This is a genomic window from Pseudomonas sp. WS 5027, assembly GCF_012985695.1.
In the GTDB taxonomy this organism is placed as follows: domain Bacteria; phylum Pseudomonadota; class Gammaproteobacteria; order Pseudomonadales; family Pseudomonadaceae; genus Aquipseudomonas; species Aquipseudomonas hygromyciniae.
In genome coordinates, this window is record NZ_JAAQWU010000014.1 from 130,968 (window position 1) to 156,205 (window position 25,238).

Annotated in this window: 25 protein-coding genes; 17 read left to right on the plus strand and 8 right to left on the minus strand. The window is 59.6% G+C overall.

Translation table 11 applies throughout. From position 1 onward, the window contains the following. Positions 1 to 79 precede the first annotated feature (79 nt). The gene (locus HBO09_RS18225; RefSeq protein ID WP_169995386.1) at positions 80 to 721 is read left to right on the plus strand and encodes a DUF1345 domain-containing protein; all 642 of its coding nucleotides are present in this window, start codon (positions 80 to 82) and stop codon (positions 719 to 721) included. A gap of 57 nt (positions 722 to 778) precedes the next feature. On the opposite strand, the gene HBO09_RS18230 is transcribed toward HBO09_RS18225, so the two are convergent. The 4 genes from HBO09_RS18230 to HBO09_RS18240 all read right to left on the minus strand — a co-directional run bounded on the left by HBO09_RS18230 (position 779) and on the right by HBO09_RS18240 (position 7,465). Continuing rightward, positions 779 to 3,034, minus strand: coding sequence for an autotransporter outer membrane beta-barrel domain-containing protein (locus tag HBO09_RS18230; RefSeq protein WP_169995384.1), 2,256 nt, complete (start codon positions 3,032 to 3,034; stop codon positions 779 to 781). A gap of 249 nt (positions 3,035 to 3,283) precedes the next feature. Continuing rightward, positions 3,284 to 4,237 (minus strand): hypothetical protein, encoded by a 954-nt coding sequence (locus HBO09_RS28970; RefSeq protein ID WP_262381273.1) that lies wholly within the window; start codon positions 4,235 to 4,237, stop codon positions 3,284 to 3,286. After that, positions 4,234 to 5,322, minus strand: a complete 1,089-nt coding sequence (locus HBO09_RS28975) for a hypothetical protein (RefSeq protein ID WP_262381274.1) — start codon at positions 5,320 to 5,322, stop codon at positions 4,234 to 4,236. Before HBO09_RS28975 ends, HBO09_RS28970 begins: the two co-directional genes overlap by 4 nt. A gap of 151 nt (positions 5,323 to 5,473) precedes the next feature. Further along, positions 5,474 to 7,465, minus strand: a complete 1,992-nt coding sequence (locus tag HBO09_RS18240; protein WP_169995381.1) for a hypothetical protein — start codon at positions 7,463 to 7,465, stop codon at positions 5,474 to 5,476. A gap of 257 nt (positions 7,466 to 7,722) precedes the next feature. On the opposite strand from HBO09_RS18240, the gene HBO09_RS18245 reads away from it, so the two are divergent. From HBO09_RS18245 to HBO09_RS18265, 5 genes are all read left to right on the plus strand, one after another. Further along, positions 7,723 to 8,742, plus strand: coding sequence for a LacI family DNA-binding transcriptional regulator (locus HBO09_RS18245; protein ID WP_169995379.1), 1,020 nt, complete (start codon positions 7,723 to 7,725; stop codon positions 8,740 to 8,742). A 67-nt stretch (positions 8,743 to 8,809) separates the two neighbouring features. Beyond that, positions 8,810 to 9,592 carry a TIM barrel protein gene (locus HBO09_RS18250; RefSeq protein ID WP_169995377.1) on the plus strand — a complete coding sequence of 261 codons (783 nt, stop codon included), beginning with the start codon at positions 8,810 to 8,812 and terminating at the stop codon, positions 9,590 to 9,592. Then, a complete protein-coding gene (locus HBO09_RS18255) occupies positions 9,585 to 10,529 on the plus strand; it encodes a sugar kinase (RefSeq protein WP_169995375.1) in 945 nt (314 codons plus the stop codon). The genes HBO09_RS18250 and HBO09_RS18255 overlap by 8 nt, the downstream gene beginning before the upstream one ends. 60 nt (positions 10,530 to 10,589) lie before the next feature. After that, entirely contained in the window at positions 10,590 to 11,888 is a 1,299-nt protein-coding gene (locus HBO09_RS18260) for an MFS transporter (RefSeq protein ID WP_169995373.1), read from the plus strand. Next, positions 11,888 to 12,865, plus strand: coding sequence for a D-glycerate dehydrogenase (locus HBO09_RS18265; protein WP_169995371.1), 978 nt, complete (start codon positions 11,888 to 11,890; stop codon positions 12,863 to 12,865). Before HBO09_RS18260 ends, HBO09_RS18265 begins: the two co-directional genes overlap by 1 nt. A 723-nt stretch (positions 12,866 to 13,588) precedes the next feature. Here HBO09_RS18265 and HBO09_RS18270 read toward each other — a convergent pair. Next, positions 13,589 to 15,214, minus strand: coding sequence for a methyl-accepting chemotaxis protein (locus tag HBO09_RS18270; protein WP_169995369.1), 1,626 nt, complete (start codon positions 15,212 to 15,214; stop codon positions 13,589 to 13,591). Between the two features lie 234 nt (positions 15,215 to 15,448). On the opposite strand from HBO09_RS18270, the gene HBO09_RS18275 reads away from it, so the two are divergent. Genes HBO09_RS18275 through HBO09_RS18285 form a run of 3 tightly spaced genes read left to right on the plus strand, consistent with a single transcriptional unit; the run spans position 15,449 to position 17,906 of the window. Beyond that, complete coding sequence (locus HBO09_RS18275) at positions 15,449 to 16,876, plus strand: nucleobase:cation symporter-2 family protein (RefSeq protein ID WP_029291503.1); 1,428 nt, start codon at positions 15,449 to 15,451, stop codon at positions 16,874 to 16,876. 8 nt (positions 16,877 to 16,884) lie between these two features. Continuing rightward, complete coding sequence (locus HBO09_RS18280; protein ID WP_169995367.1) at positions 16,885 to 17,352, plus strand: LEA type 2 family protein; 468 nt, start codon at positions 16,885 to 16,887, stop codon at positions 17,350 to 17,352. A 5-nt stretch (positions 17,353 to 17,357) separates the two neighbouring features. Further along, complete coding sequence (locus tag HBO09_RS18285) at positions 17,358 to 17,906, plus strand: GNAT family N-acetyltransferase (protein WP_169995365.1); 549 nt, start codon at positions 17,358 to 17,360, stop codon at positions 17,904 to 17,906. Between the two features lie 72 nt (positions 17,907 to 17,978). Here HBO09_RS18285 and HBO09_RS18290 read toward each other — a convergent pair whose 3' ends face one another. After that, positions 17,979 to 18,230 (minus strand): hypothetical protein, encoded by a 252-nt coding sequence (locus HBO09_RS18290; RefSeq protein ID WP_029291496.1) that lies wholly within the window; start codon positions 18,228 to 18,230, stop codon positions 17,979 to 17,981. Between the two features lie 164 nt (positions 18,231 to 18,394). Here HBO09_RS18290 and HBO09_RS18295 point away from each other — a divergent pair, with 164 nt between their 5' ends. Beyond that, positions 18,395 to 18,715: a DUF883 family protein gene (locus tag HBO09_RS18295; protein ID WP_070995271.1), complete on the plus strand. Its 321-nt coding sequence runs from the start codon at positions 18,395 to 18,397 to the stop codon at positions 18,713 to 18,715. Positions 18,716 to 18,754: 39 nt separating this feature from the next. Here the strand turns inward: HBO09_RS18295 and HBO09_RS18300 are convergent, their stop codons facing one another. After that, complete coding sequence (locus HBO09_RS18300; RefSeq protein ID WP_169995364.1) at positions 18,755 to 19,786, minus strand: Ldh family oxidoreductase; 1,032 nt, start codon at positions 19,784 to 19,786, stop codon at positions 18,755 to 18,757. Positions 19,787 to 20,011: 225 nt separating this feature from the next. Between HBO09_RS18300 and HBO09_RS28980 the strand changes: the two genes are divergently transcribed. Continuing rightward, on the plus strand, positions 20,012 to 20,137 hold the full coding sequence (locus HBO09_RS28980) for a hypothetical protein (protein WP_262381275.1): 126 nt from the start codon (positions 20,012 to 20,014) through the stop codon (positions 20,135 to 20,137). An 11-nt stretch (positions 20,138 to 20,148) separates the two neighbouring features. Here HBO09_RS28980 and HBO09_RS18305 read toward each other — a convergent pair whose 3' ends face one another. Further along, positions 20,149 to 20,418: a PepSY domain-containing protein gene (locus tag HBO09_RS18305; RefSeq protein ID WP_169995362.1), complete on the minus strand. Its 270-nt coding sequence runs from the start codon at positions 20,416 to 20,418 to the stop codon at positions 20,149 to 20,151. A 151-nt stretch (positions 20,419 to 20,569) separates the two neighbouring features. Between HBO09_RS18305 and HBO09_RS18310 the strand changes: the two genes are divergently transcribed. The 6 genes from HBO09_RS18310 (at position 20,570) to HBO09_RS18335 (ending at position 25,233) form a co-directional block, all read left to right on the plus strand. Then, a complete protein-coding gene (locus HBO09_RS18310; RefSeq protein ID WP_169995360.1) occupies positions 20,570 to 21,568 on the plus strand; it encodes a FecR family protein in 999 nt (332 codons plus the stop codon). 318 nt (positions 21,569 to 21,886) lie between these two features. After that, positions 21,887 to 22,345, plus strand: coding sequence for a hypothetical protein (locus HBO09_RS18315; protein ID WP_169995358.1), 459 nt, complete (start codon positions 21,887 to 21,889; stop codon positions 22,343 to 22,345). After that, positions 22,342 to 22,890 carry an adhesin gene (locus HBO09_RS18320; RefSeq protein ID WP_169995356.1) on the plus strand — a complete coding sequence of 183 codons (549 nt, stop codon included), beginning with the start codon at positions 22,342 to 22,344 and terminating at the stop codon, positions 22,888 to 22,890. Before HBO09_RS18315 ends, HBO09_RS18320 begins: the two co-directional genes overlap by 4 nt. A 64-nt stretch (positions 22,891 to 22,954) precedes the next feature. Then, positions 22,955 to 23,707 (plus strand): hypothetical protein, encoded by a 753-nt coding sequence (locus HBO09_RS18325; RefSeq protein WP_169995354.1) that lies wholly within the window; start codon positions 22,955 to 22,957, stop codon positions 23,705 to 23,707. A gap of 61 nt (positions 23,708 to 23,768) precedes the next feature. Further along, positions 23,769 to 24,449: a C39 family peptidase gene (locus HBO09_RS18330; RefSeq protein WP_169995352.1), complete on the plus strand. Its 681-nt coding sequence runs from the start codon at positions 23,769 to 23,771 to the stop codon at positions 24,447 to 24,449. Positions 24,450 to 24,486: 37 nt separating this feature from the next. Beyond that, a complete protein-coding gene (locus HBO09_RS18335; protein ID WP_169995350.1) occupies positions 24,487 to 25,233 on the plus strand; it encodes a hypothetical protein in 747 nt (248 codons plus the stop codon). Positions 25,234 to 25,238: the final 5 nt, after the last annotated feature.

Below are 25,238 nucleotides of genomic sequence, written 5' to 3' on the forward strand. Positions count from 1 at the left end.
TTCTCTGGTTGTTCGCCGGCAAGCCGGCTCCTACAGGAATAGGCTATGGTTGCTCACCACACCTGCATTTGTGAGCACCATGCCCTTTCTCGCCCGAACCCACCCTCGCCTTTCCGCCGCCGCCGTCCTGGGCCTGGCAATCGGCATCCTCGCGCCCTTCGATTCGATCCTCACCAAAATCCTCATCGGCTGGAACGCCGGAGTCTGGACTTACCTGGTCCTGATGCTGCGCCTGACCATCCGGGCCAAGGCCGAAGACGTTAAGCGTATCGCCGAAATCGAGGACGAGAACGCCGGCCTGGTGCTGTTCATGGTGTGTATTGCCGCGATTGCCAGCCTGGCGACCATCGCTTTTGGCCTGGCCGGCACTAAACACCTGGACACCGCCGAACGCCTGCTGCATTACGGCTTTACCGGCGTTACGGTGATTGGTTCGTGGTTGCTGATCGGGGTGATTTTCAGCGTGCACTACGCCCGCCTCTACTACACCTGGGAGGGCAAGGAGCCGGCGCTGCGTTTTGCCGAGGGGCCGCTGACGCCCAACTACTGGGATTTCCTGTACTTCTCTTTCACCATCGGCGTCGCCGTGCAGACCTCGGACGTGGGTGTCGCCACCCGCGCCATGCGCAAGGTGGTACTGGGGCAATCGTTGATCGGGTTCCTGTTCAACACGGCGATCCTGGGGTTCTCGATCAATATCGCTGCCGGACTGTTCGGTTAACCGCCAAGAGCGCCCACAAAAAAAGGAAGCCGAAGCTTCCTTTTTTGAGCGGGTGTCTTAGAAGTCGTAACGAATACCGAAGTTGACACCCCAGGGCTGGTCGATCTTCTTGCCTTGGCTGGTTTCAAAGTCTGCATGTACCTTGACGTTCTGCGAAACCGACATGGCCACACCGGCGGCCAATTCAACCCGCGAACCGGACAGATCATTGTTGAAGCTTTGACCGTTGATAAACACCTTGTTGCTCTGATCAAACTCATGGGCCACGGCAGTACGCAGGTAAGGCTGCAGCACACCGCCACTTTCCAGCTGGATGTTCTTGCCAGCCGTCACACCCACCTTGCCGACCACGCTGCTGGAGCGATCACCTTTGGCCTTCAAGCCATTGGACAGCTCATAGCTCTGCGCCTGGGTGATCGTTGCCGACAACTGGCCATACGGTTCAACGAAGAAATCGTTATCCAGCTTGATGTGGCGACCGAACTCGGCCGATGCACCCACGGCGTTTTGCGAGTAGCTTCCCTTGGCTTTTTTACCATCGCTCATGGTCACGTCGTTCTCAGTGTGCAAGCGGTTGAGCTTGGCCACACCATCGAAGTACAAACCACTTTCAGCGTCCAGCCAGGTGGCGTAACCGCCCACATAGTAGCTCTTGACCTCACCACTGCTGCCTCGGGTCAGGCTCAGGTCCGAGGTGCTGTGGCCGCCCATCACGCCGGCAATCCACTGACCATCACCGCTGGACAACGGCGCGTCGGCACCGATGGTTAAGCCCTTCTGGACCTGCTTGTAGCCCGCGCCGTTCTTGTTGCTCGCTACGTCGAATTTATTGCCGTAGCTGCGCATCCACAGGCCGTTGCCAGCCCCTTCACTGAAGCGCAATTCACCCATGCGCGTACGCAGGATGCTCATCTCGCCGTACAACACGGTCGGCGCGCTGTTGAACAGGGCGAGTACCGAGTGGGCGCTGGTGCTGGTGCCGCGACGGGTCGGGTCGAGCAACCAGTCGGTACCCTCCTGCTTCAAGCCATAGGCAAAGGCACCGACGTCCACCGTGTCACCCAGCAGGGAAAAGTGCGCATTGCCGCCTTCGGTATGCACAACCTTGATCGGCTCGCCGCGGGCCATTTCCGAGCCGGTGGCGGCCAGCAGCAGGCTATGACTGCCGTCGGCCTTGCCCTCGACGTTGAGGAAATCGGTCTGGTGGGTGGAAAAGTCGGTGTGCATGATGAACGTGCCCTCGCCTTCCAGGCTCTTGACGTTCAATTGGTAGAACTCATCCGCCCCGCCGAAGTGCACGGCGCCGCCGCCCATCTTCAAGGCGTCGACATTGCTGTCGCCCACCAGCACCCAGTTGGAGGCATCGTTCACGCTCAACTCGGCAACGTTTTTCAACTGGCCGGTCAACCAGGAGCCGTTGTTGAGCTGCACCTTGGCGCTGCTGCCATCCTCGACAACCACGTCGCCCACCAGGACGCTGCGGTCAACGTTCATGTTGGCGCTGGAGCCACCGGTGACTTCCAGGATATTGCCGTTGCCGCCGGTCAGGGACGAGCCGTTCAGTACCTGAATATCAGCGTTGGTACCCGCTCTTGTCAGGATGGCAGCACCGTTCGTACCTACCACGCTGGAACCGTCCAGCAGCAACGTACTGTCCATGATTCCGGACGATCCATCGACGGCCATTTGCACGCCGTTGGCGCCACCTACAATTTGGCTATCGGTTGCAAACGCTGTCCCGCTCATCAGCGACAGGCCCATGCCATTGTCGTTCGTCGCTTCGATATGGGAACCGCTGAAGTCCAGCACACTGTACGCGCTGGCGCTGGCACCACGGTTAGTGCCGGTAATGGTGCTGTTGATGACCTTGACGCTGGAACCATCAGTACCGCCCAGCGAGCGGCCGGCAATCAGGCCGGTTCCATTGTTGTGGATGAGATTACTGTTGCTGACCAGCACATTGCTGCCTGTAGCGCGAATAGCGGCATCTGCCGTGCTACGAGCAATGACATCCGAACCGTCTACACGGATCTGGGAATCAAAAGCGACGATGTCCTTGGTCAAGCTACCTGGCGTAACTACCAGGGTGGCCGATTGGGCACGGATTTCCAGGGTTTCGGTCCCTTGGACGGTCAGGCCCGAACCCGTGCGCAGTTCAAAACGATCCGGCGCCGGACCTGGGCGCACAAACTCGTCGGGCCCCGTGACGATACGGGCTTCGGCTACGTGGCCCATAAGCATAAGCAAAGTTACAGTATTGGCCTTCAATGCGAGGCTCAACGGTGAAGGTTTGAAATTGAATACGGATGGCATTTAGCGGACCTCTGGGTTGGCATTCCAATTCGCAAGAAACGGGCCGGTTCCAAACTGTGTGGGACCCTGCCAATCGAGCGGCGCCAACCTTATCCAGAGTACTTACCGCTTTATGTAGGATTATCCTTAAGTGTCCGTATTATTGGGGCTCAAGGCCTGTAATCGTAGCCAACTGACTTCAGGCGTTCGGTCATCCTCATCAAAATGCGAAAGGGGAGCAATGCTCCCCTTTGTCCACAAAACAAAAGATCAAGGTGCAGGCACGACCGTCTCATCACAAAAAACCGGACTTACACCACCGATCTTTTGTCCACGCACTCGCGGCGTAGCGTCAGAGGAGTTAACCGTGCCCGAGGGCAGCACGATGCTGTAGTGAATCTTGGCTGAACCGGCAAGCCGGTCATCCGTGGTCGGCTGAATCGGCTTGAAGAGGGTGAAGTAGTCCTCCAATTCAATCTCGAATCCCAGGTTGATCATCGTCTGCGTCAGTGGCACCGAAGGTTTGCTGGCAGCGACGGAAGTAACCTCGTCTAAGCCAGCATCATCCCGGTAACCCCGCCAATGCACGGTAACGATCATATTCAGCGAGAAATGCTCCGAGGGCGGAATAAACACTTTGATATTGCCGGGGATCGGCGCTTCTGGCTCGAAGCTGGTGCAGTTGATAATCCCCGCGCCGCTGCCTGTAAGCTTTCGAACGACCGGAGGCGCCAGGAATATGATATTGGCCGTGACTTCAACCAGTGTGGTGGGGGCGTATTGTCGATTCGAGCTGCCTGCGGCACCGATGGTGTAACTCACCCGCTTCGTACCGTTGTTATGGTCAGAAACGGCGCTTGCGGGGATCTGCAACTTGACGACCTGGTTGGCGATACCACTTGGGACAAACTGTGTATCCACCTGTACGCCTTCATAAAACAGATAGATCGTAAATGGCCCCGCGTCCGGAGTCGGAGGTTTGTCCCAGAGCGTGATATAGGCATTGGCTGGCCGGTTTGCATGTTCAGGCAGCAGCTCATTAGGCGGTCCCTCGACGCCTGTCGCATCCTCCCCCCTGACCACTACCGGGTTCAGATCAGGGTTGACCAGATCCGGCTCGTCCGGGTTTGTTGGCCCAACCACGAAAAGGTCAAGGTCAGTGGTTGCTGTCAACGTCGAAGGGTAGCTGACCGAACGGCGCTTCACCGCGTAGGACACCGTCATCGACAATAACCCTTCGGTGGCCCATAAAGCAGAGCCAGCGTAGGGAATCCAACATGTACCTGCACCGGGAAGGTGTTACTGCCCAACGGCACATCGGGCAGGGTCGCGGTGCCCAGGGAGGTGGTCAGTGTCACACTGATTATGTCTCCCTCGTCACCTCGCAGAAAATTCTCATAGGCGGGAATGCGGACGATAGCGCCGTTGAGCTGTGCAGCATCCATGCGATCAATCAGCAGGTCACCGGGAACCGCCAGATCAATGGTTGGCGCCCTGAAGTTACTCGGCGCAGGAAACAGCCCCACGTCAAATGCAAACTGGGACGACAACCTCGCAGGGTTGCCGGCGGCGTCGTACAACTCATAGCGCAAGCTACGTAGCCCATCCGGGCTCCCCTGGACGACCGACAAGGGCAAGGGGAAGCTTAAATCGGCAGGCAGCAACCATCTCGGGTCAGTACTGCCTGCAGTAGGCAGATAGGGTTCGTCCGAATTGTTGTAGAACAACAACGCATAGTCCCCGATTGCGTAGTCAGGATAGCCAGGAATGCGAAACATAGCCGTTTGGTTGGGTAAACCCTGGAAGTAAGCCAATGACGCGGGGGTTGGCAGGCCTGCTGGGGGCAAGGGTGCGGGAATCGGCCCCACATGACTGGAATAGGGACCCGCGAGGTCTACGATCAGCAGTTGCTGATCTGACTGGGTGGCATTGCCGATATTGTCGACAAACACCTCATACCTGATCAGGTGAGCGCCAGGTGGACGTCGAGCCAACGCAATATTGACCGGCACTCCACCCGCTGCAGGTGAAGATACGGTAAATGTCGTAAAAGGCTCGGACGGCTGGGCGTCATCCAATGGCCACATCCAGACTCTAACGGTGTCTGGAAAAGCCGGATTCGTGCTGAAGTCATCCCAACGGGGAATTAAAAACTCCAATGTCTCTTTAAGTGCGTTATTGCGATAAATCAACCCAGGGAATCCCGGAACCTGCCCTTCCAAGCTCCCCGGGGGCAAACTATTAACTGTATTGTTTGCGGTGCAACGACTTTGAAACCTTTGGATAGTTTCTAACGTTTTCCTGTCCATTTCTTTCTCCAGTACTGATTGAGTATTACAGCTTTTCCAGGGCGTGCAGCAGCATCCAATGCAACATTGCGAACGGGTTCGCCCATTGGGCGCAGGATTGACTACACACTTTAAAAACAACTACAGCATTGCGACCAAGCCAGTATAAAAACTAGTGACTCTTGCTTCCGATAATGGTTGCCACTCCGTCGTTTGAACACGAAATGACATCGCCTAACTGACAATACCGTCCTGAGCCTGGGAATAGCAGATCAACACGAATCCTTCTTGGTAGCGACTCACCTATAAGGGCCCCGCCACGCCTCACCTGATACCAGGCTCGAGCCGAACCGAAGTTACGCATCGGCACGACTTTCTCCTCATAGGGCGCGACCCTGAAGTGCAATCCATTCATCAAGTCTGCGGTAGTATTGAACGCTTGAGTATCGTCATACCTCGACTCTTCAATAACCGGCGGCTCCCAGTTATTGACGAGAAAGCCCTCCCAAAAAAAAGTCACAACATCGTTAAGCTCAAAGCGATCATCTGGCGCCAAAGACCACTCCACCCCCTCAAATATTTCAGGCTTAGAACAACAGCCCAAGTAACCCGCAGGCCCCACTAAAGTATGGTTTAGAATCGGGGCCGGGAATGCAATCAATGCACCCGTATTGACAGCTACTAGCGCATTGTCCGATTGCTGATCATTCACTCCATTACTGGTGGTGTAATACACCGGCAATGCTGGATGAATAGAACCCGCCATGACAGCCCAAGGGATAATCGTGGAAAACACTAGTTGCCCTGCTACATCCCCAAACTGCACCGTGTAACTGGCAACCGGCCCGATACCATTCCAGTAAAACCGCAGAATCTCTCCTGGCACCGGGTTCTCATAAAGCAATACGCGGGCACGGGCGCCGGCGGGGTTGTCATCATGGTTGACTACGTTCTGGGTGTTGGAAACAAGCCCCCAGACTTGCGGCACGGGCAAATCCGGGTTGAACAGCGCTGGTGCATTCCCGTGGTCCTGCCCGGCGACGGTGAGGTTCACATTCACCAGAATATTGAACGAAGGAAATGGCGGCAGGCCACCGCGGATAATCTCATAGCGTACCGGCACCGCTTCGGGCACCAGCGGATCGGTCAGCGGACCTCGCATAACGCTCCACGGTACCTCGACATCGGTGGGGAAGCCGTTGACCGGATGCCTGGCAGTAGGACGGCCTTTCCAATACACAATGGCCTCATCCCCCGCAGCCCAGTCGGTGTAGAGCCCTATCCGAACAAATACGCCAGCCCTGGCGTCTTCGCGATTGATCAGCAAGTCGTCGTAGCGGGGCGGCACGATTTGCGGAAGAGGCCGTGGCCCCGGTAACGCGGTCAGCATCAGCTGAAATGGCAGGCCGGCACTGCGGTCGCTGAAGTTGCCTGCTTTGTCAAAAATCCTGAAAAATATGTAAGCGTCGCCATTGTTTAGCTTGCGAAACTCGTCTGCATCCAGGGTGGCAATCAACGGATCAGCGCTGGACACCAGTTCATAAACACCATCTTCACCCGCAACCGGCGGGTTGGCTGAATTGGACACGTAAAAATGAATCTTGTCGCCGTCATCGCGACCGCTGTAGGGCGGAACGTGAAACGCCACCTGCGGATTACTGCCCAAGTACGGCTCATCAACTACCGGTGCAGGAAGCACGACAAACGCCAGTCGGTCGGCAGGGTTTAATAACTGCGGCGCGTCCATGTCCACCGTCAGTGTTCTTTTGGGATCCAGTACGCTGGTCCCACCAAATGAATCAGTGACGCTGTAATACAGTTCGACGGGACCTGATTGCGCCCGCAGCACAAGCAAAGGGATGAACAGGGTGTGCATGGTCGGCACCGGTGGCGGCGGCGAGTGAATCGTCACCGAGTCGCTGTAAACCACAATGCCTGCGCGCGCCCAATTCAGCGTGAGGATATGGGGGGTATCCAGAGGCTCAGGGGACGGTGCCCACATGGGAATTTGCACTTCGAGCGGCGCGAGCATCAATGCTGCGGGAATCAACCCATTCGGGTCCAAAGGGTCCACACCAGGAATGATCATCGGCAAAAGAGACAGCACACCTTGCTCTGATCGGGTGATAGCAGCTTGAGTGATTGGCTTGGAGGTGCCGGACATGACGATTACCTCAACGATGAAACCAGAATGTGGCAGTGCCTGAACGGTTGACTGTTGCGCAAATTAAACTCCTGATTTTCATTGTCCGTAACTGTCAAAACTAACAGGTGATGCATGCCACTCGTCGGATCCAACCCCTCTCAATGCCATTGGCTTTCAGAAAATTTCTTGACGAGGCATTGAACATGGCGTCCACTGAAACCGGTTTCAGCTAGATTCATGAACCGTCTATTCCAAAATAAGAAAGGCCCGCTACCGTGACTTCATTCTCTGCCGCCCAGCGCAGCCGCGTGACCATGCTTGATGTAGCCGAACGTGCCGGTGTGTCCAAGGCCAGTGTGTCGCGCTTTATCGGCGATGACCGCGCCCTGCTCTCCGACACCATCGCCCTGCGTATCGAGCAGGCCATCGATGAGTTGGGTTACCGCCCCAACCAGATGGCCCGGGGCCTCAAGCGTGGGCGCACACGCCTGATCGGCATGCTGGTGGCCGATATCCGCAACCCCTATTCCATTGCCGTGATGCATGGTGTGGAAACCGCCTGCCGGCAACACGGCTACAGCCTGGTGGTGTGCAACACCGACCGCGATGACGAGCAGGAGCGCCAGCACCTGGCGGCGCTGCGTGCGTACAACATCGAAGGTTTGATCGTGAATACCCTTGGCCATCACCTTGCGCAACTGCTGGAGTTGCAGCGGGAAATGCCGCTGGTGCTGGTAGACCGCAAGGTGGAGGCATTGCACAGCGATCTGGTGGGTCTGGATAACCCTCTGGCCGTGCGCATGGCCCTGGAACACCTGGAGCAACAGGGTTATCGGGACATCTTGCTGGTCAGCGAAACAGCGGATGGCACCAGTTCGCGGGTGGAGCGCCTGGACAGTTTCCAGGCCGAAATCAGCCGCCGCCCAGCGTTACGCGGTAGCGTGCTGGAAATTGACCCTGACTTGAACCGCGGTTTACAGGCGTTTCTGGCCGCCCCCAAGCCAGGCCCCAAAGCGCTGTTCTGTGCCAACGGCGTCGCCGCGCTGGCCTGTACTCGGGCGTTGCGTGAATTGGGTTGTCGTCTGTTCGAAGACGTGGGGGTGATTGCCCTCGATGACCTGGATTGGTTCCCGTTGGTCGGTAGCGGCATCACCGCCCTCGCCCAGCCCACCGAAGCTATTGGCGCCAGCGCCTTCGAGTGCCTGCTCAAGCGCTTGCGTGGTGATACTTCGCCAACCCACGCCGTGGATTTCGCTCCGCAGCTTATCGTGCGAGGTTCCACCCACCCGATATAGGCGTCGCTGCCGACATGGGTGGGCTTTTTTTGCCTAAAAATGAAACCGGTTTCAGAGATCAATAACAATGCACAAATATCCCGTTTCCATCAGCCTCTCCAGCTACGGCGCCGACCTGGTTCGCCAGCGCGGCCAATTGAGCTTCGTCGAGCTGCTGGCCGCTGCCGGCGCCACACGCATTGAATGGCGTGAAGAACTGCTGACCACCGAACAACCCAGCGCACTGGCCCAGGCTGCCGCTGAGCAGGACCTGGAGTGCGTGTTTTCCTCGCCCCTGGAACTGTGGGTGGCCGGGCGTGCACAAGCGAACAACGAACTGGCCGCCACCCTGGACCGAGCCCAGGCCTTCGGTGCGCGCTGGTTGAAGGTCTCGCTCGGTTACTTCACCGACACCAACGACCTGCACAGCCTCAGCGCCCTGCTCAACCGCCACCCGGTGCGCTTGCTGGTGGAAAACGACCAGACCCTGCACGGTGGGCGCATCGAGCCGATGCAACGCTTTTTCGATGAAGCCGAACGCCTGAGCGTGCCGGTGAAGATGACCTTCGATATCGGCAACTGGCACTGGCAGGACCAATCGCCCCAGACCGCCGCACGCCTGCTGGGGAGGCATGTCGATTACCTGCATTGCAAGGCGGTGGCCCGGCGCGCCGACGGCAAGTTGGTGGCGCTGCCGCCGGGCGCCGCCGACCTGCATCAGTGGGAACAATTGCTCGGGCTGATGCCCCAAGGAATCAGCCGCGCGGTGGAATTCCCACTGCAAGGCGACGACCTGCTGCAGGTTACTGCCCAGCAGGTGACCACCCTCAGCGTCCTTGGCCAACCGCGTGTGGAGAATGCCCATGTCTGAGATCGATATCCTGTCCTTTGGCGAGACCATGGCGATGTTCGTCGCCGAGCAAACCGGCGACCTGGCCCAGGTCGGCCAGTTTCACAAACGAATCGCCGGCGCCGACAGCAATGTGGCAATTGGCTTGTCACGCCTGGGTTTCAATGTGGCTTGGTTGAGCCGGGTCGGCGATGATTCATTAGGCCGCTTTGTGGTGCAGACCCTTGAGCGCGAGGGCCTGGATTGCCGGCATGTGGCGGTCGATCACGCGCACCCCACCGGCTTCCAGCTCAAGTCCCGGGAAGAGAGCGGCGCCGATCCGAAGGTCGAGTACTTTCGCCGTGGCTCGGCGGCCAGTCACCTGTCCAGCGCCGTGATTACGCCTGAGCTGCTGCAAGCGCGGCATCTGCACGCCACCGGCATTGTGCCGGCGTTGTCAGACACCGCCGCCGAGCTGTCGCGCCAGTTGATGAGCCAGATGCGCGCAGCGGGCCGCAGTGTGTCCTTCGACCCTAACCTGCGCCCCTCGCTATGGCCCAGCGAGCAAAAAATGATCCGCGAAATCAATGCCCTGGCCAGCCTGGCCCATTGGGTATTGCCGGGTTTGAGCGAAGGTCGCCTGCTGACCGGTTTCGAAGACCCTGCGGACATTGCCGCCTTCTATCTCGACCAGGGTGTGGAAGCCGTGGCGATCAAGCTCGGCCCTCACGGCGCCTATTACCGCAACCACTTGGACCAGGGCTTTGTCGCCGCCGTGCCCGTGGCCAAGGTCGTGGACACAGTCGGCGCCGGCGATGGCTTTGCTGTCGGCCTGATCAGCGCCCTTTTGGAAAACCTCAGCTTTACCCAGGCAGTGCAGCGCGCCAACTGGATCGGCAGCCGCGCGGTACAAAGCCGTGGCGATATGGAAGGCCTGCCCCTGCGCGCCGACCTGCCAGCCTTGCAAAAAGCCGGCTGACCCCCGGCGCGAAACACCGTTACCTGTTGCCACAACTACAACAAGCTCAGGAGCAACCCCATGAATAACCTGAAACTCGCCACCCGCCGTTGGTGGTACATCATGCCCATCGTCTTCATCACCTACAGCCTGGCGTACCTGGACCGCGCCAACTACGGCTTTGCGGCCGCCTCCGGGATGGCCGAAGACCTGATGATTACCCCGGGCATGTCTTCACTGCTCGGCGCACTGTTCTTCCTTGGCTACTTTTTCTTCCAAGTGCCGGGAGCGATCTACGCCCAACGGCGCAGCGTAAAGAAACTGATCTTCGTCAGCCTGATCCTCTGGGGCGGCCTGGCCACATTGACCGGCATTGTGTCCAACGCCTACATGTTGATCGCCATCCGCTTTTTGCTCGGGGTGGTCGAGGCCGCCGTGATGCCGGCGATGCTGGTGTACCTGTGCCACTGGTTCACCCGCGCCGAACGCTCGCGGGCCAATACCTTTCTGATCCTCGGCAACCCGGTGACCATGTTGTGGATGTCGGTGGTGTCGGGTTACCTGGTGCAGCATTACAGCTGGCGCTGGATGTTTATCGTCGAAGGCCTGCCGGCGGTGTTCTGGGCCTTTATCTGGTGGCGCCTGGCCGATGAGCGCCCAGCGGACGCCAAGTGGCTGAGCGCCGGCGAGAAACACGACCTGGAAACCGCCCTGGCCGCCGAACAGGTCGGGCTCAAGGCGGTAAAAAACTATGCCGAAGCCTTTCGTTCACCCAAGGTGATCATCCTGGCGCTGCAGTTTTTTTGCTGGAGCATTGGGGTCTACGGGTTCGTGTTGTGGTTGCCATCGATCCTCAAGGCCGGCCTGCAGATGAACATGGTCGAAGCCGGCTGGCTCTCGGCGCTGCCGTATCTGGCGGCGGTGATCGGCATGCTGGCGGTGTCCTGGGGCTCGGACAAGCTGCAAAAACGCAAACGCTTTGTGTGGCCGCCGCTGTTGATCGCCTCCATCGCCTTCTACGGTTCCTACCTGTTGGGGGCTGAACATTTCTGGTGGTCCTACACCCTGCTAGTGATCGCCGGTGCGTGCATGTACGCGCCCTACGGGCCGTTTTTTGCCATCGTCCCGGAAATCCTCCCGGCCAACGTCGCCGGTGGCGCCATGGCCTTGATCAACAGCATGGGCGCGCTCGGCTCGTTTGGCGGCTCATACCTGGTGGGCTACCTCAACAGCAGCACCGGCTCGCCAGGCGCATCGTACCTGCTGATGAGCGGCGCATTGCTGCTGTCGGTAGTGCTGACGATTTTTCTCAAGACCGGTGCTCGTGAACCCTCCCCGGCAGCACCGTTGCACTCCCTGGATTTGAAGGTAAGAACCTGATGAAAAAACATGTCGTGTTGTACAAGAAACTCTCCGCGCCGCTGATGGCCCGCCTGCATGAGGCGGCCCAGGTGACGCTGATCGAAACCCTCGACCCCACAGGCCTGGCACAGTTGCGTGATGCCTTGCCCGGCGCCCACGGCTTGCTGGGGGCAAGCCTGCGCCTGGATGCGACCCTACTGGACCTGGCACCGCAGCTGGAAGCGGTGGCCAGTGTTTCGGTGGGCGTTGATAACTACGACATCGACTACCTGACCCAGCGCGGCATTCTGCTGAGCAACACCCCTGATGTACTCACCGAAACCACCGCCGACACCGGTTTTGCGCTGATCCTCGCCACCGCCCGACGCGTGGTGGAGTTGGCGAATATGGTGCGTGCCGGCAACTGGAACCAGAACATCGGCCCGCTGCATTTTGGCAGCGATGTGCATGGCAAGACCCTGGGCATCATTGGCATGGGGCGCATTGGCGAAGCCCTGGCGCAGCGGGGCCACTTTGGCTTTGGCATGCCGGTGATCTACCACAGCCATTCGCCCAAGCCTGCGGTGGAACAGCGGTTTGGCGCGCAATACCGCAGCCTGCCCGACCTGCTGCAGCAAGCCGACTTTGTGTGCCTGACATTGCCGCTGACTACCGAGACTCAGGGGTTGATTGGCGCCAAGGAGTTCGCGCTTATGGGGCCGGAGACGATTTTCATCAATATATCCCGGGGCAAAGTGGTAGACGAGGCGGCGCTGGTCGAAGCCCTGCAACAGCGTACGATTCGCGCTGCGGGTCTGGATGTGTTCGAGCGTGAGCCGTTGAACCATGACTCGCCGTTACTGCGCTTGAACAATGTGGTGGCGACGCCGCACATCGGCTCTGCCACCCATGAAACGCGCGAAGCCATGGCCAAATGCGCGGTAGACAACCTGCTGGCAGCACTGGCCGGCGAACGCCCGAAAAACCTGGTGAACACCAGCACCTGGAAGCGCTGAGCCTGGCCTGAGTGCTGAGAGAGCCTGATTGGAGATAGGGCCTGATTGGTGAGAAAGCTTGATTGGTGATAGGGCCTGATTGGTGATAGGGCTTGTCTGTGGCGAGCGGGCTTGCCCCGCGCTGGGCGGCGAAGCCGCCCCAATGACTTCACTATATTCTGCCAGGTACACCGCAGTGACTGGTTTTGGGGCTGCTGCCGCAGCCCAACGGGGGACAAGCCCCCTCGCCACAGGGAACTTGCCACACCCTCGAACTTACTGTGGACCACTGGCTTTATGTGGCGAGCGGGCTTGCCCCGCGCTGGGCGGCGGAGCCGCCCTAACAGCCTCACTATATTCTGCCAGGTACACCGCGGTGGCTGGTTTTGGGGCTGCTACCGCAGCCCAACGGGGGCGATACGGCGTTCCGGCAAGCCCCCTCGCCACAGGGAACTTGCCACACCCTCGAACTTACTGTGGACCACTGGCTTTATGTGGCGAGCGGGCTTGCCCCGCGCTGGGCGGCGAAGCCGCCCCAATGACTTCACCATGTTCTGCCAGGTACACCGCGGTGACTGGTTTTGGGGCTGCTACCGCAGCCCAACGGGGGCGATACGGCGTTCCGGCAAGCCCCCTCGCCACAAGGGGGAGCAAGCAGCCCCAATAATCTCACCATGTTCTGCCAGGTACACCGAGGTGGCTGGTTTTGGGGCTGCCGCCGCTGCCCCCCTTCCACACCAGCAGTTAGATCACGAAACGTGCCACCATGGCGTTCAAGTCCACCGCCAGGCGCGACAGTTCGTGGCTGGCGGCGCTGGTCTGGTTGGCACCGGCCGCCGACTGGGTAGCCAGGTCGCGGATGTTCACCAGGTTGCGGTCCACTTCCCGCGAGACCTGGGCCTGCTCTTCAGAGGCGCTGGCGATCACCAGGTTGCGCTCGTTGATCAGGCTGATGGACTGGGTGATCTGCTCCAGCGCCACACCCGCAGCGCGGGCCATTTCCAGGGTGCTTTGAGTGCGCTGGTTGCTCTGCTGCATGGACTGCACCGCTTCACCCGTGCCGTTCTGGATCCCGGCGACCATCTTCTCGATCTCCTGGGTCGACTGCTGGGTGCGATGGGCCAGGGCGCGCACTTCATCGGCCACCACGGCAAACCCGCGTCCGGCTTCACCGGCGCGTGCAGCTTCGATGGCCGCGTTGAGGGCCAGCAGGTTGGTTTGCTCGGCAATCGCACGAATCACATCCAGCACCTTGCCAATATCGCGGCCCTGGGTCGCCAGGCCTTCGATCAACACCGAGGTGTTCTGCACGTCCTGGGTCATGGTCTGGATCGCGCCCACGGTTTCCACCACACGGTCGCGCCCTTCCCGCGCGGCCTGGTTCGACTGGGTCGAGGCCTCGGAGGTCGATACTGCGTTGCGTGCCACTTCTTCCACGGCGGCGGTCATTTCATTGACCGCCGTGGCGGCCTGGTCGATCTCATTGTTCTGCTGTTGCAAGCCCTTGGAGGCTTCCTCGGTGACTGCGCTCAGCTCTTCGGCAGCCGAGGCCAATTGTGTGGCAGAGCCCGCGATGTGCTGGATGGTCTGGCGCAGGTTGTTCTGCATGCTAGCCAGGGCGCCGATCAGGCGGGCCGGTTCATCCTGGCCGTCGTCCTCGATGACTTTGCTCAGATCACCACTGGAGATGGTCTCGGCGGCCGCCACTGCCTTGCGCAGGGGCGCGACAATGCTGCGGGTCAGCAGCCAGGCGAGCAATACGGTCATCAGCGCCGCGACCACCGACACCACGATAATCCCTGTGATCGCATCGCTATAGCTGCGCCCGGCGTCTTCACCGGCCTGTTTGGCATCGGCAGCATTGATTGCAATCAGCTTATTGAGCTGTTCGCCCATCTGATCGGTGCCGTCCTTGATCCGGCTGTTGATCAGTGCGCGCATCTCCTCGACCTTGTTCTGCTGGGACAGCTCAAGCATTTGCGCCTGGGCTTTGACGTAGCTGTCCAGCGTGGCCGCAAAGGTCTTGTACAGCGCCGCCTCTTCGGCGCCAGCCGGCATCGCGGCATAGCCTGCCTGGGCTTGGCGGGCCTTATCGACCAAAACCCCGATACGCGTTTGGGCATCTTGCAGGGCGGCCGGTTCACGATTGACCAGGACACGGAAGGACAGAATGCGCAGGCGCAACACGTTCTCGGTCATATTGGCCAGGTAGCCGACACTCGGCAGTTGGTTGGCGCCCATATCCAGCGCGGCCTGGCGAATCAACGTCATGCGATTGACAGCAAACACCCCCAGAACAATCACAAGCAACGCAATAAACGCAAAACCGAGAAACGCCCGAGGTGCGATATTCAAATTACGGAGGGACATAGGAAAGCTCTCAAAAAGGGATGGCTGCGAGCGTCCTTGCCGCGACACGGTCACTGTGCGTCAACGCACACAGATGGCTGTTCGGCCCCACTGTTATAAGGGATATGTGGGCCTATAAAAGATATCGGCAGGCTTGAGGCTTTTTGCACGGATCGTAGAAATATATTTTCACACTTTTGACAGCGGGCGCTTTCTGGCATCCTGCGCGTCCATTTTCTGACCCGAGCACGTATTTTGTCTGACGCTCAAGCCCCCCGCCCCCGCTATAAATCAGACCTGATCTATGGTCTGGAAGACCGTCCGCACTTCACGGCGGCGATTTTTGCCGCCCTGCAGCACGTGCTCGCCAGCTTTGTGGGGATCATCACCCCGACCCTGATCGTCGGCGGCGTATTGGGCCTGGAAAGCGAAGTGCCGTACCTGGTCAGCATGGCCCTGTTCGTCTCGGGCCTGGGCACCTTTGTCCAGGCGCGGCGCTTTGGCCCGGTGGGCTCGGGCTTGCTGTGCCTGCAAGGCACCAGCTTTTCTTTTATCAGCGTGATTCTCAGTGCCGGATTCATGGTCAAGGCCCGGGGCGGCGGCACCGATGAGATCCTGTCGACGATCTTTGGGATCTGCTTCTTTGCGGCGTTTATCGAAGTGGTGCTCAGCCAGTTCATCGGCAAATTGCGCAAACTGATCACCCCGGTGGTGACCGGCACCATCATCACCTTGATGGGTCTGTCGTTGATCAAGGTCGCCGTCACTGACATGGCCGGCGGCTACGGCGCCGCCGACCTGGGTGCCGCCAGCAATATGGGGTTGGCCGCCCTGGTGTTGGTGACCATCGTGGTGCTCAACCGTTTCAATAACCCGTTCCTGCGTCTGGGCTCGATTGTCATCGGCCTGACCCTGGGGTTTGTCGTGGCCTGGTGGCTGGGGCGGGTCGACCTGGCGGCATTGCCCCAGGTGCCGCTGGTCAGCGTGCCCGTACCATTCAAGTACGGGTTCTCGTTTGACTGGGTGGCGTTTATTCCAGTGGCGGTGATCTTCCTGATTTCCCCACTGGAGGCGGCCGGTGATCTGACAGCCAATTCGATGATTTCCCAGCAGCCGGTCAAAGGCCCGCTGTACATCAAACGCATCAAGTCCGGCCTGCTGGCCGATGGCCTGAACTCGGTGATGGCCGCCACCTTCAATAGCCTGCCGATGGTGACCTTCGCCCAGAACAACGGCGTGATCCAGTTGACTGGCGTCGCCAGCCGCTACGTGGCGTATTTCATTGCCGGCCTGCTGGTGTTGCTCGGTCTGTTCCCGATGATTGGCGCGGTCTTGCAATTGATGCCCAAGCCGGTGCTGGGTGGCGCGACTCTGATCATGTTCGGCACGGTAGCGGTGGCCGGGATCAAGATCCTCGCCGAGGCCGGGCTGCATCGACGCAATGTGCTGATCGTGGCGATTTCCCTGGGCATGGGCCTGGGCGTGGCGGCGGTACCGGAAGTGTTGCGCGAGTTGCCCAAGGCCCTGCATAACATCTTCGAGTCGCCGATTACCGTCGGTGCATTCTGTGCGATCCTGCTGAACATCTTCCTGCCTGAAGAGTTCATAGAGCTGCAAGAAGATGAATTTGATCCGGAAGCCTCCACCCTCAAAGTGATGCAGGACCCGGCCCCGACGAAATAGGAACCCTTATGCGCAGATTGATCGGCCTGACCCTCTCCCTGGTGTTGCTCAGCCTGAGCGCCTGCGCGCTGTTCCCCAACCGTGACGCGCTGCATATCAATGTGGTGGGCATCGAACCGTTGCAAAGCCAGGACCTGGAAGTGCGGTTTGCGGTCAAGTTGCGGGTGCAGAACCCCAACGAAACAGCGATCGACTACAACGGCGTGGCCCTGGACCTGGAGGTCAATGGGCGGCCACTGGCGGCCGGGGTCAGCGATCAGCAGGGATCGATCCCGCGTTTTTCCGAGACGGTGCTGACAGTCCCGGTCAGCGTTTCGGCGTTTTCCGTGCTGCGCCAGACCCTGGGCCTGAGCCAGACCCAGAGCTTGAACAACCTGCCGTATGTGCTGCGCGGCAAGCTGGCCGGCGGGTTGTTTGGCACCGTGCGTTTTGTTGATCGCGGGACGCTGGACCTGCCCAGCACAGTGACGTGGTAAACAACATGGTCACCTTGCCCACCCTGCACACCGAACGCCTGATCCTGCAACCGCTGACCCTGGACGACGCCGAGGGCGTGCAACAGCAGTTTGCCCACTGGGAGGTGGTGCGTTACCTCAATGCGTTGGTGCCCTGGCCCTACCCGGCCGATGGCGCCCGCCGTTATCTGGAGGATCTGGCCTTGCCGGCCATGGCGGCGGGCCGTGAATGGCATTGGTCGATTCGCCTACGCCAAGCACCGGCGCAACTGATCGGTAACGCCAGTTTGATGGACGAGGAGGATAACAACCGCGGATTCTGGTTGGCGCCGCAATGGCAAGGACAGGGGTTAATGAGCGAAGCCAGTGCGGCGGTGACCGAGTATTGGTTCAAGGTGCTCCGGCGCCCACTGCTGCGGGTGCCCAAGGCCGCGCCGAACCTGGGCTCGCGCAGGATTTCGGAAAAAACCGGCATGCGCTTGATCCGTACGGAAGAAGGACAATTCGTGGCGGGGGTTTTTCCCAAGGACATTTGGGAAATCACCCGCGAAGAATGGCTGAAACAATCCCTGTAGGAGCGGGCTTGCCCGCGATAGCGGTATACCAGCCAGCACATGTAGTGACTGAACTACCGCAATCGCCGGCCCCTACTTGGCCGCCATCAGTCGGTTGACTTCACTGCGCACCATGTTGGCAAACTCCGGGGGCGACATGCCATCCAACTCCGAGCGGACCCATTCAGCCCATTTGCCCTTGCGTTTGGAGCGTTCGCCAAACAGCCGGGCGCCTTCGCCCTTGGCTTTGCCCAGATTGCTTTGCCACAGGTCGTACAGACGGGACTTTTCATCTTCAAGCGCAGCGCGCTCGGCAAGGGGCTTGTTGGCCAGATTGAAGCTCATGTGGAATTACCTGCTGCACAAATAGGTGACATCTTACACTGTAGGTCGAAAGGTCCGAATTCGGATTTTGCGCCGTGCTGAGAGTCAGCAAAAAAAACTGCAACTTTTAGCCCACTGCAAGACTCCATTGTTCACTGCCCACTTACCCCGCAAGGAGCTACTCAATGGCCCGTAAAACCGCCGCCCAAGCAGTCGAAGAGCAAATCAAGGACCAGGCGTTCAGCGAACTCCAGGCCCTGATCGAAGAATCGGACAAGCTGCTCAAAAGCAGCGCGTCGCTGGTGGGAGAAGAAGGTGAAACCCTGCGCGAGCAGGTCGCGATCAAGCTCAAGCAGGCCCTGGACTCGGTGTCCAACGTGCGTGAACGCAGCAAGCCGGTGGTCGATGCTACCGAAACCTACATCGGTGGCCACCCGTGGCAGACGGTGGCAATCTCGGCCGGTTTCGGCCTGGTCGTCGGCCTGTTGCTGGGCCGTCGCCACTGATAACGGTCATCACTGGCGCGGTGTCGTCCGCGCCGGTGTTCAGGCCTGGGCCAACGCCCGCAAGCGCTCCAACTCTTGACCGTCGATGATAATCCCCTCCTCCTCAGACCTGGCCCGCGCCCGATGACGGCGGTCGCCCGGCAAACGTCGTAACCCTGCTGCATGCATCTGGCGCACCAGTTCCTGGCTGCGTTCGGCAAAGCCCTGGCCAACGTTTTTGCTCGGGTCGATGACGATCAGCAACTGGCCGGTCCAAGGCGTCTTGGCGCCGGGGTGGTTGGACCAGTCGAACTCAAAGGAGAAATTGCCCCCCGTCAACGCGGCCGCCAGCAGTTCTACCATCATCGACAAGGCCGAGCCCTTGTGCCCGCCGAACGGCAGCAACGCGCCCCCTTCAAGGATGGCCCGAGGGTCCTGGGTCGGCTGGCCCAGGCTGTCGACACCGGTGCCAGGTGGCACGCGCTCGCCCTTGCGCGCGGCGATCTGCACGTCGCCATGGGCAATGGCGCTGGTGGCCAGGTCAAACACAATCGGCGGCCCATCGGCGCGGGGCGCGGCGAACGCGATGGGATTGGTGCCGAACAAGGGGCGATCCGCACCGTGTGGCACCACGCAGGTCATACTGTTGACCACGCTGAGGGCTACCAGGCCCTCTTCGGCGAAGGGTTCGACATCGGGCCAGAGCGCCGCAAAGTGATGGGAGTTGCGAATGGCCAAGACCGCAACTCCGGCGCTACGGGCCTTTTCCACCAACAGCGGGCGCGCCGCCGCCAGGGCTGGCTGGGCAAAACCGTTGCCGGCATCGACGCGGACAAAACCCGAGGCAACATCCTCGACCTGTGGCACGGCCCTGCCATCAACCCAGCCGCTATTTAATGTCGAGACGTAGCCAGGAATGCGAAAGACCCCATGGCTGTGTGCGCCATCGCGCTCGGCACGGGCGCAGTTATCGGCCAGCACAGCGGCGACTTCGGCCGAGGTGCCATGGCGGATGAAGATATGTGTGAGCAGGGCCACCAGTTCGCTGAAGGCCATTGATGTAGTTACTGCGCAAACGGGCGTGGCTGACATCTGAAGCTCCTGAATTGTTATTGGAGGGGGGCTACAGCCTGCTGGACTCAACGCACTGATTAAACAACGCCCGGCGACCCGCCTGTCAACACCTGTGAGGGCTCGCACCTTATACATCTGGCGCTGATACGACCGTCTGAACTGCGTCATTCGTTGCTATGCCACGGGGACCAGACCCTGCGCACCACCGGCGGCGTAGACCTGAGTAACGCCAGGGGCATATTCATGACCGATCTAAACAAACGAGTCGACACTATCCTGGATAATGCCGACTCGGTGGCGTTCCTGATTACCAACCTGGGACGCCAGTTGGACCCGACGCCTTCCACTCGAAAGGCGTCGGTGGGCTGACCGGCTTGCGATCAGTCTTTCTGGTCACGCAGAACGTTGCCAGAGGCGCCATCGATACGGAACTCGTAGACGCTGCCATCAGACTTGCGGCCCTTGCCTTCCCAGTAGCCGTCGTTATCGGCTTCGATACTGTAGAGCTCGATGTAGCCGGCCTTGGTTTTGGCTGTCTCGATGGCTTTTTCGATGGTGATCCAGCCCGCTCCTGGCTTATCGGCCAAGGCGGCGCCGGCGCCGAGCAAGGTGGCAGTGGCAAGCATGGCAGTGAGGGTTTTCTTCAGCATTTTCTTACTCCGTTATAGAGAATGACTTACAGATCCAGATTTTTAGGGTGTTTGCCGGCCGAATTAGTTCCACATTGATGCTCATTCGCCATGATGGCTGTTCTCGGCACCCTGCCGGGAAGGGTAGAATGTAGGAAATCAGGAAGCACCAATGACCCAACAGCCCCTTTCAGAAGCCGAATATGATGCAGTCACCGATGCCGCCGCGCATTGGTGCATGCGCTTGCACGCTTTTGATTGCACAGAGGCCGAGCGGCAGGCTTTCGAACAGTGGCACGATGCGCACCCCCTGCATGCCTTCGAATATGCCGCCATGCTGGAAATCTGGGATGTGGCCGACCATTTGCCACGCACTGGCCAACCGTCCCCGCCGGTTGCGCTGGCACCGCCGCCCAGTCGCTGGCGCAACTATGCCGTGGCGGCAGCCATCTCGTTGGTGGGCCTGCCCCTCGCCGCCTTCGCTGGCTGGGAGGCCGGTTGGCTACCCAGCTCCTATGAGCATTACGATGCCGAAAACGGCCTGCGCCAGGTGACACTGAACGATGGCAGCGTCGTGGAGCTGAACCTGGGCACCGAGCTGGTCTACAGCAACTATAAAGACGAACGTCGGGCCACCCTGAAAAAGGGCGAAGCATTCTTCAAGATCAGCCATGACCGCGAACACCCGTTTGTGGTGCGCGCCGGCGCCGGGCAGATCCGTGTGACAGGCACCCAGTTCAACGTCTGGAAGTATGACGATCGGGTGCGGGTCATGCTGCTGGAAGGCTCGGTGAAGATCTCCAGCGATGCCAGCCACAGCGGGCTGAATCTCACGCCCGGGATGCAAGCCAGTTACAACCGCGGTGACGCGCAGCCGCAGATCCAGGCGTTCTCTGCCCAGGATCCGGCACTGGCCTGGCGCACGGGCAAGTTGATCCTCGATAACCTGGCGCTGGTGGATGCCTTGCCCCTGATCAACCGCTACCTGAGCAAACCGGTGATGTTGGCCGATACCGGGACCGGCAATATCCGTATTGGCGGGATCTACGACATCCATGAAGTCACCCATCTGGTGGCCTCCCTGCCCAAGGTGCTGCCGGTCTATCTGACGCAGAACCAGGATGGCAACACCGTGCTCAACTCCATACCGCGCAAAGCTCCCAAGATCTGAGCAGCACGCTCTGCCCGGGGTGTTGCTCGCGCCGCTGTGTCCACTTTTGAAACACTCAACGCCGCGCAACCGCCCTGTGGCTGCGGATTCATCGATTCGTCATCGATAGTGTTGCTTTGCTGAAACACCCCCTTCCCCCTGCAAGGCGCTGGTCATTGGCCGGCTTGCTGTTTCAGGCCTGATACACCCCGCCCTACGTCCACCCGGACTTAAATCCCAAGCCGTTGAAAATTCGGAAAATTTAAAAAGCGGCACAGCTTCTGCTCTATTCCTTGCAGCGCTGTTTAGGGTCAGCGTCACAAAACAAGGAATGATGCCGTGGCAACTCTCAATCAAGGCTTCAAAGGCCTGCTGCTGATTAGCTGTGTACTCAGCGCCAGCGTGAGCCTGCCCGCCTCTGCCGAGGACGGCATCATCGTGACGGGGCGTAATGTGCAGGGGTTTATGGTCGGTCGGCCCTCCTTTGGCAAAGACCCGTACCCATCCACCGTCAACGCCAACCCCAGCCAACAGATCCTGCGCGCTACCGGCGGCGAACTCAGCGACAACGATTTCGCCGGGGTCAGCAGCGGCTCGACCATCACCCGCACCATCCTGCCCAGCGGCGACCTTCCCGGCTTGAGCAATACCCTGGGCAACAACTCGACTGGCCTGGGCGCCGGTGCGGCGGCCGGACATGCCAGCGGCAACACCCTGGGCGGGCAGATCAGCGGCTCGATCGAGCGCGGCCTGGCGCCGTTGAACAACATCGGCGCGATGATGGGGGTCCAGCAATGAACCGTTCGTGGCTGTTCCTCACCGTAATCGGTTGTTCGGCGGCCATGGCCGATAGCAGCAACCAGGCGCTGATCGACAACGCCGGCAAGCAATACACCGGTGTGCTGTCAGTCAACCAAGCCGCCGGCAATCAACAACAGCAGATCAACAGCCGCGCGGTCAGCCTCGGTGGCCAGGCCAGCGACGCGCTTATCCAGAAACTCGACGGCAAGGTTGATCCCGCCCTTAACGCCAGCGCGGCGATTCAGGGCAGCTCATTTAGCAACGGCAACGGCATCCTGGGCGTCAACCAGTCGGCCGGGGCCAACAATCAGATGATCAATGCGGTGCGGATCAGCACAGGTCCGCAAAGCATCGATGACAGCGTCCTGTCGCAACAGAACATGACGCTGTTACCAGACTCACGATCCCCCTCTACCACTGGCAGCCGCCAGGTCGTTACCAGCGACCAGGCCTTCACCGGCAGCCGTGGAGTGGTACAGGTGAATCAGAGTGCAGGGGTGGGGAACCGAATGGCTAACACCCTCGGTGTCACTATCAAGTAATCCCTTGATAGGTGTTTGTTAGACCGTACCAACACTTAACCAACTAGAAGCAAGGAGATACACCATGAAACCTACAATGGCTCTCAAACCACTGGTTTTCGCTCTGGCTGCGCTCATGGCTGTTGCTGCACAGGCAGGTCCTGCCGAAAAATGGACAACACCCTCTGTGCCCACCGGCACTGTGGCTGCGGTTGTGACTGATACTCAAGTGAGCAAGGACAACAAGTTCGAAGACACCAAGACCCTCAACAATGCAGGGGCCAACGGCTCGCTGAGCAACAGCAAAGGCAACCTGGGCGCTAACATCGCAGCCGGTTCCGGCAACCAGCAAGACAACGCTGCTGCCATCACCAGTAGCGCTGATGATGCGGCCAGCGTCTTCGCCGTAGCTGATATCTATCAAGAAAGCAAAGACAACAAGTTCATTAACAAAGGCACGCAAAACAACGCTTCACTGGTTAACTCGGCCAACAACAGCTCCGGCAACGTGGGCGTGAACGTGGCGGCCGGTCAAGGCAACCAGCAGAAAAACAACCTGGCGATCGTGACAGCTGACGGCAAAAACGTCGCGGCTGCCTCGAACACCGAGCAAGTGTCCCTGGATAACCACTTCCTCAACGAAGCGTCCTCCAAATACAGCTACAACCCTCAGTATGTGGTCAACAACGCAGGCCTGCTCAACTCCGCCAACAATGCGTCCGGCAACATCGGCGTGAACGTGGCGGCGGGTTCAGGCAACCAACAAAGCAACACCCTCACCCTGGGCAGCGGCTGCACCCAATGCGCAGCGGGTGGCGGCAGCAAACTGGCGTTCTGATACAAAAGGGCCTTGGCAACAAGGCCCTTCTTTATTTCCAGTGTCCAACAGGTCATAGATCATGCGCCTCGCGACCCTTTGCCTCCTGTTATTGCTCACCGGCCCGTCCTGGGCAGGGCAAATGGCGATTTCCGCCATGCCCGGCGGTGCAGTGATCTTCAAGAAGGTCGAGAGCATCCGCGAGCGCCGGTTCGCCAACCTGGTGGAACAGAAAACCGATTTCAGCTGTGGTGCGGCGGCACTCGCCACCATCCTGCGCCAGGCCTATTGGCTGGACGTCGATGAAGCACATGTCATCAAGGGCATGCTGATTAACGCTGACCAGAATCTGGTACGCACCCAGGGCTTTTCCATGCTGGACATGAAGCGCTACCTGGAAAGCATCGGCATGCGGGCCAGGGGCTACAAGATCGGCCCCGACACCCTGCTGACGGTAAAGATTCCGGTAGTGGTGCTGGTGGAGATCCGTGGCTACAAGCACTTCGTGGTGATGCAGCGCGCCGAAAAAGGCTGGGTCTATATCGGCGATCCGGTCCTGGGCAACAAACGCCTTTCGCGGGATGACTTCGTCGCAGGGTGGAATGGCATCGTGTTCGCCGTACTCGGTGAAGGCTATGACAAGACCAACGCCCTGCTTGATCCCCCTACGCCGTTGACCGCCAAGACCAAAATGAACGAGTTCCGGCCCGTGGGCGACGCCGAGCTGATGGACTTCGGTTTCATCCAGAGCGACTTCTTCTAGAAGCGCCATAAGGGGCAGGACGCCCTAGGAGCAGATGATGAACACTTCCCGTTGGCTCACGGCCCTGTGCCTGGCAGCCTCGATGCCGGCTTATGCCGCCTCGGCGTTCAAGCCCATTGAAATGAACGACGCGGAACTGGCTGAACTGCGCGGCCGCTTCGTGATGCCGGGGCGCATTGTCAGTTTCGGCATTGTCATGAGCACCACCTGGACCAATGCGGCGGGCGACACGAGTACGGTGAGCGCCAACATGCACATCGACTCATCGACGATCACTCCGCAATTCTATGTGCAGTCCACCGGATCGGTGGGTAACGGCACTAACCGCGACCCGGGCACCGGCAGCGTGATCGGTGGCGCAGGGCTGGGCAGCGGCCAGGGTGTGACCCAGACCGTACGTGCCGCCGGCGATGGCAACACGGCGTATAATAACGTTGGGATCAATGTCAGTGAAAACGGCCTGTCACCGGCCAACGTCTCGCAATCAGGGCATGCGTTGATGGCGGGTGGCTCCTTTACAACAGACAGCGCGGCTGGCCGGGTCAGTGTGTCCGCCAACAATGGCGGCGTGCAAATGGCCATCGCGGCCCACAACAACCAGGGCAATGCGCTGCAGCAGATCGGCGGCGGCAACGTGCTGCAAGGCACGGTTTTGCAAGGCAATAGCAACTTCGTCAATAACATGACCCAGCTCAATGTCGCCCTTGGCAGCAATGGCCTGAACGCCGGGGCATTGAACTGCAATCTGGATCAACTCAAGGGCCTACGCACACTCGGTTATTGAACTAC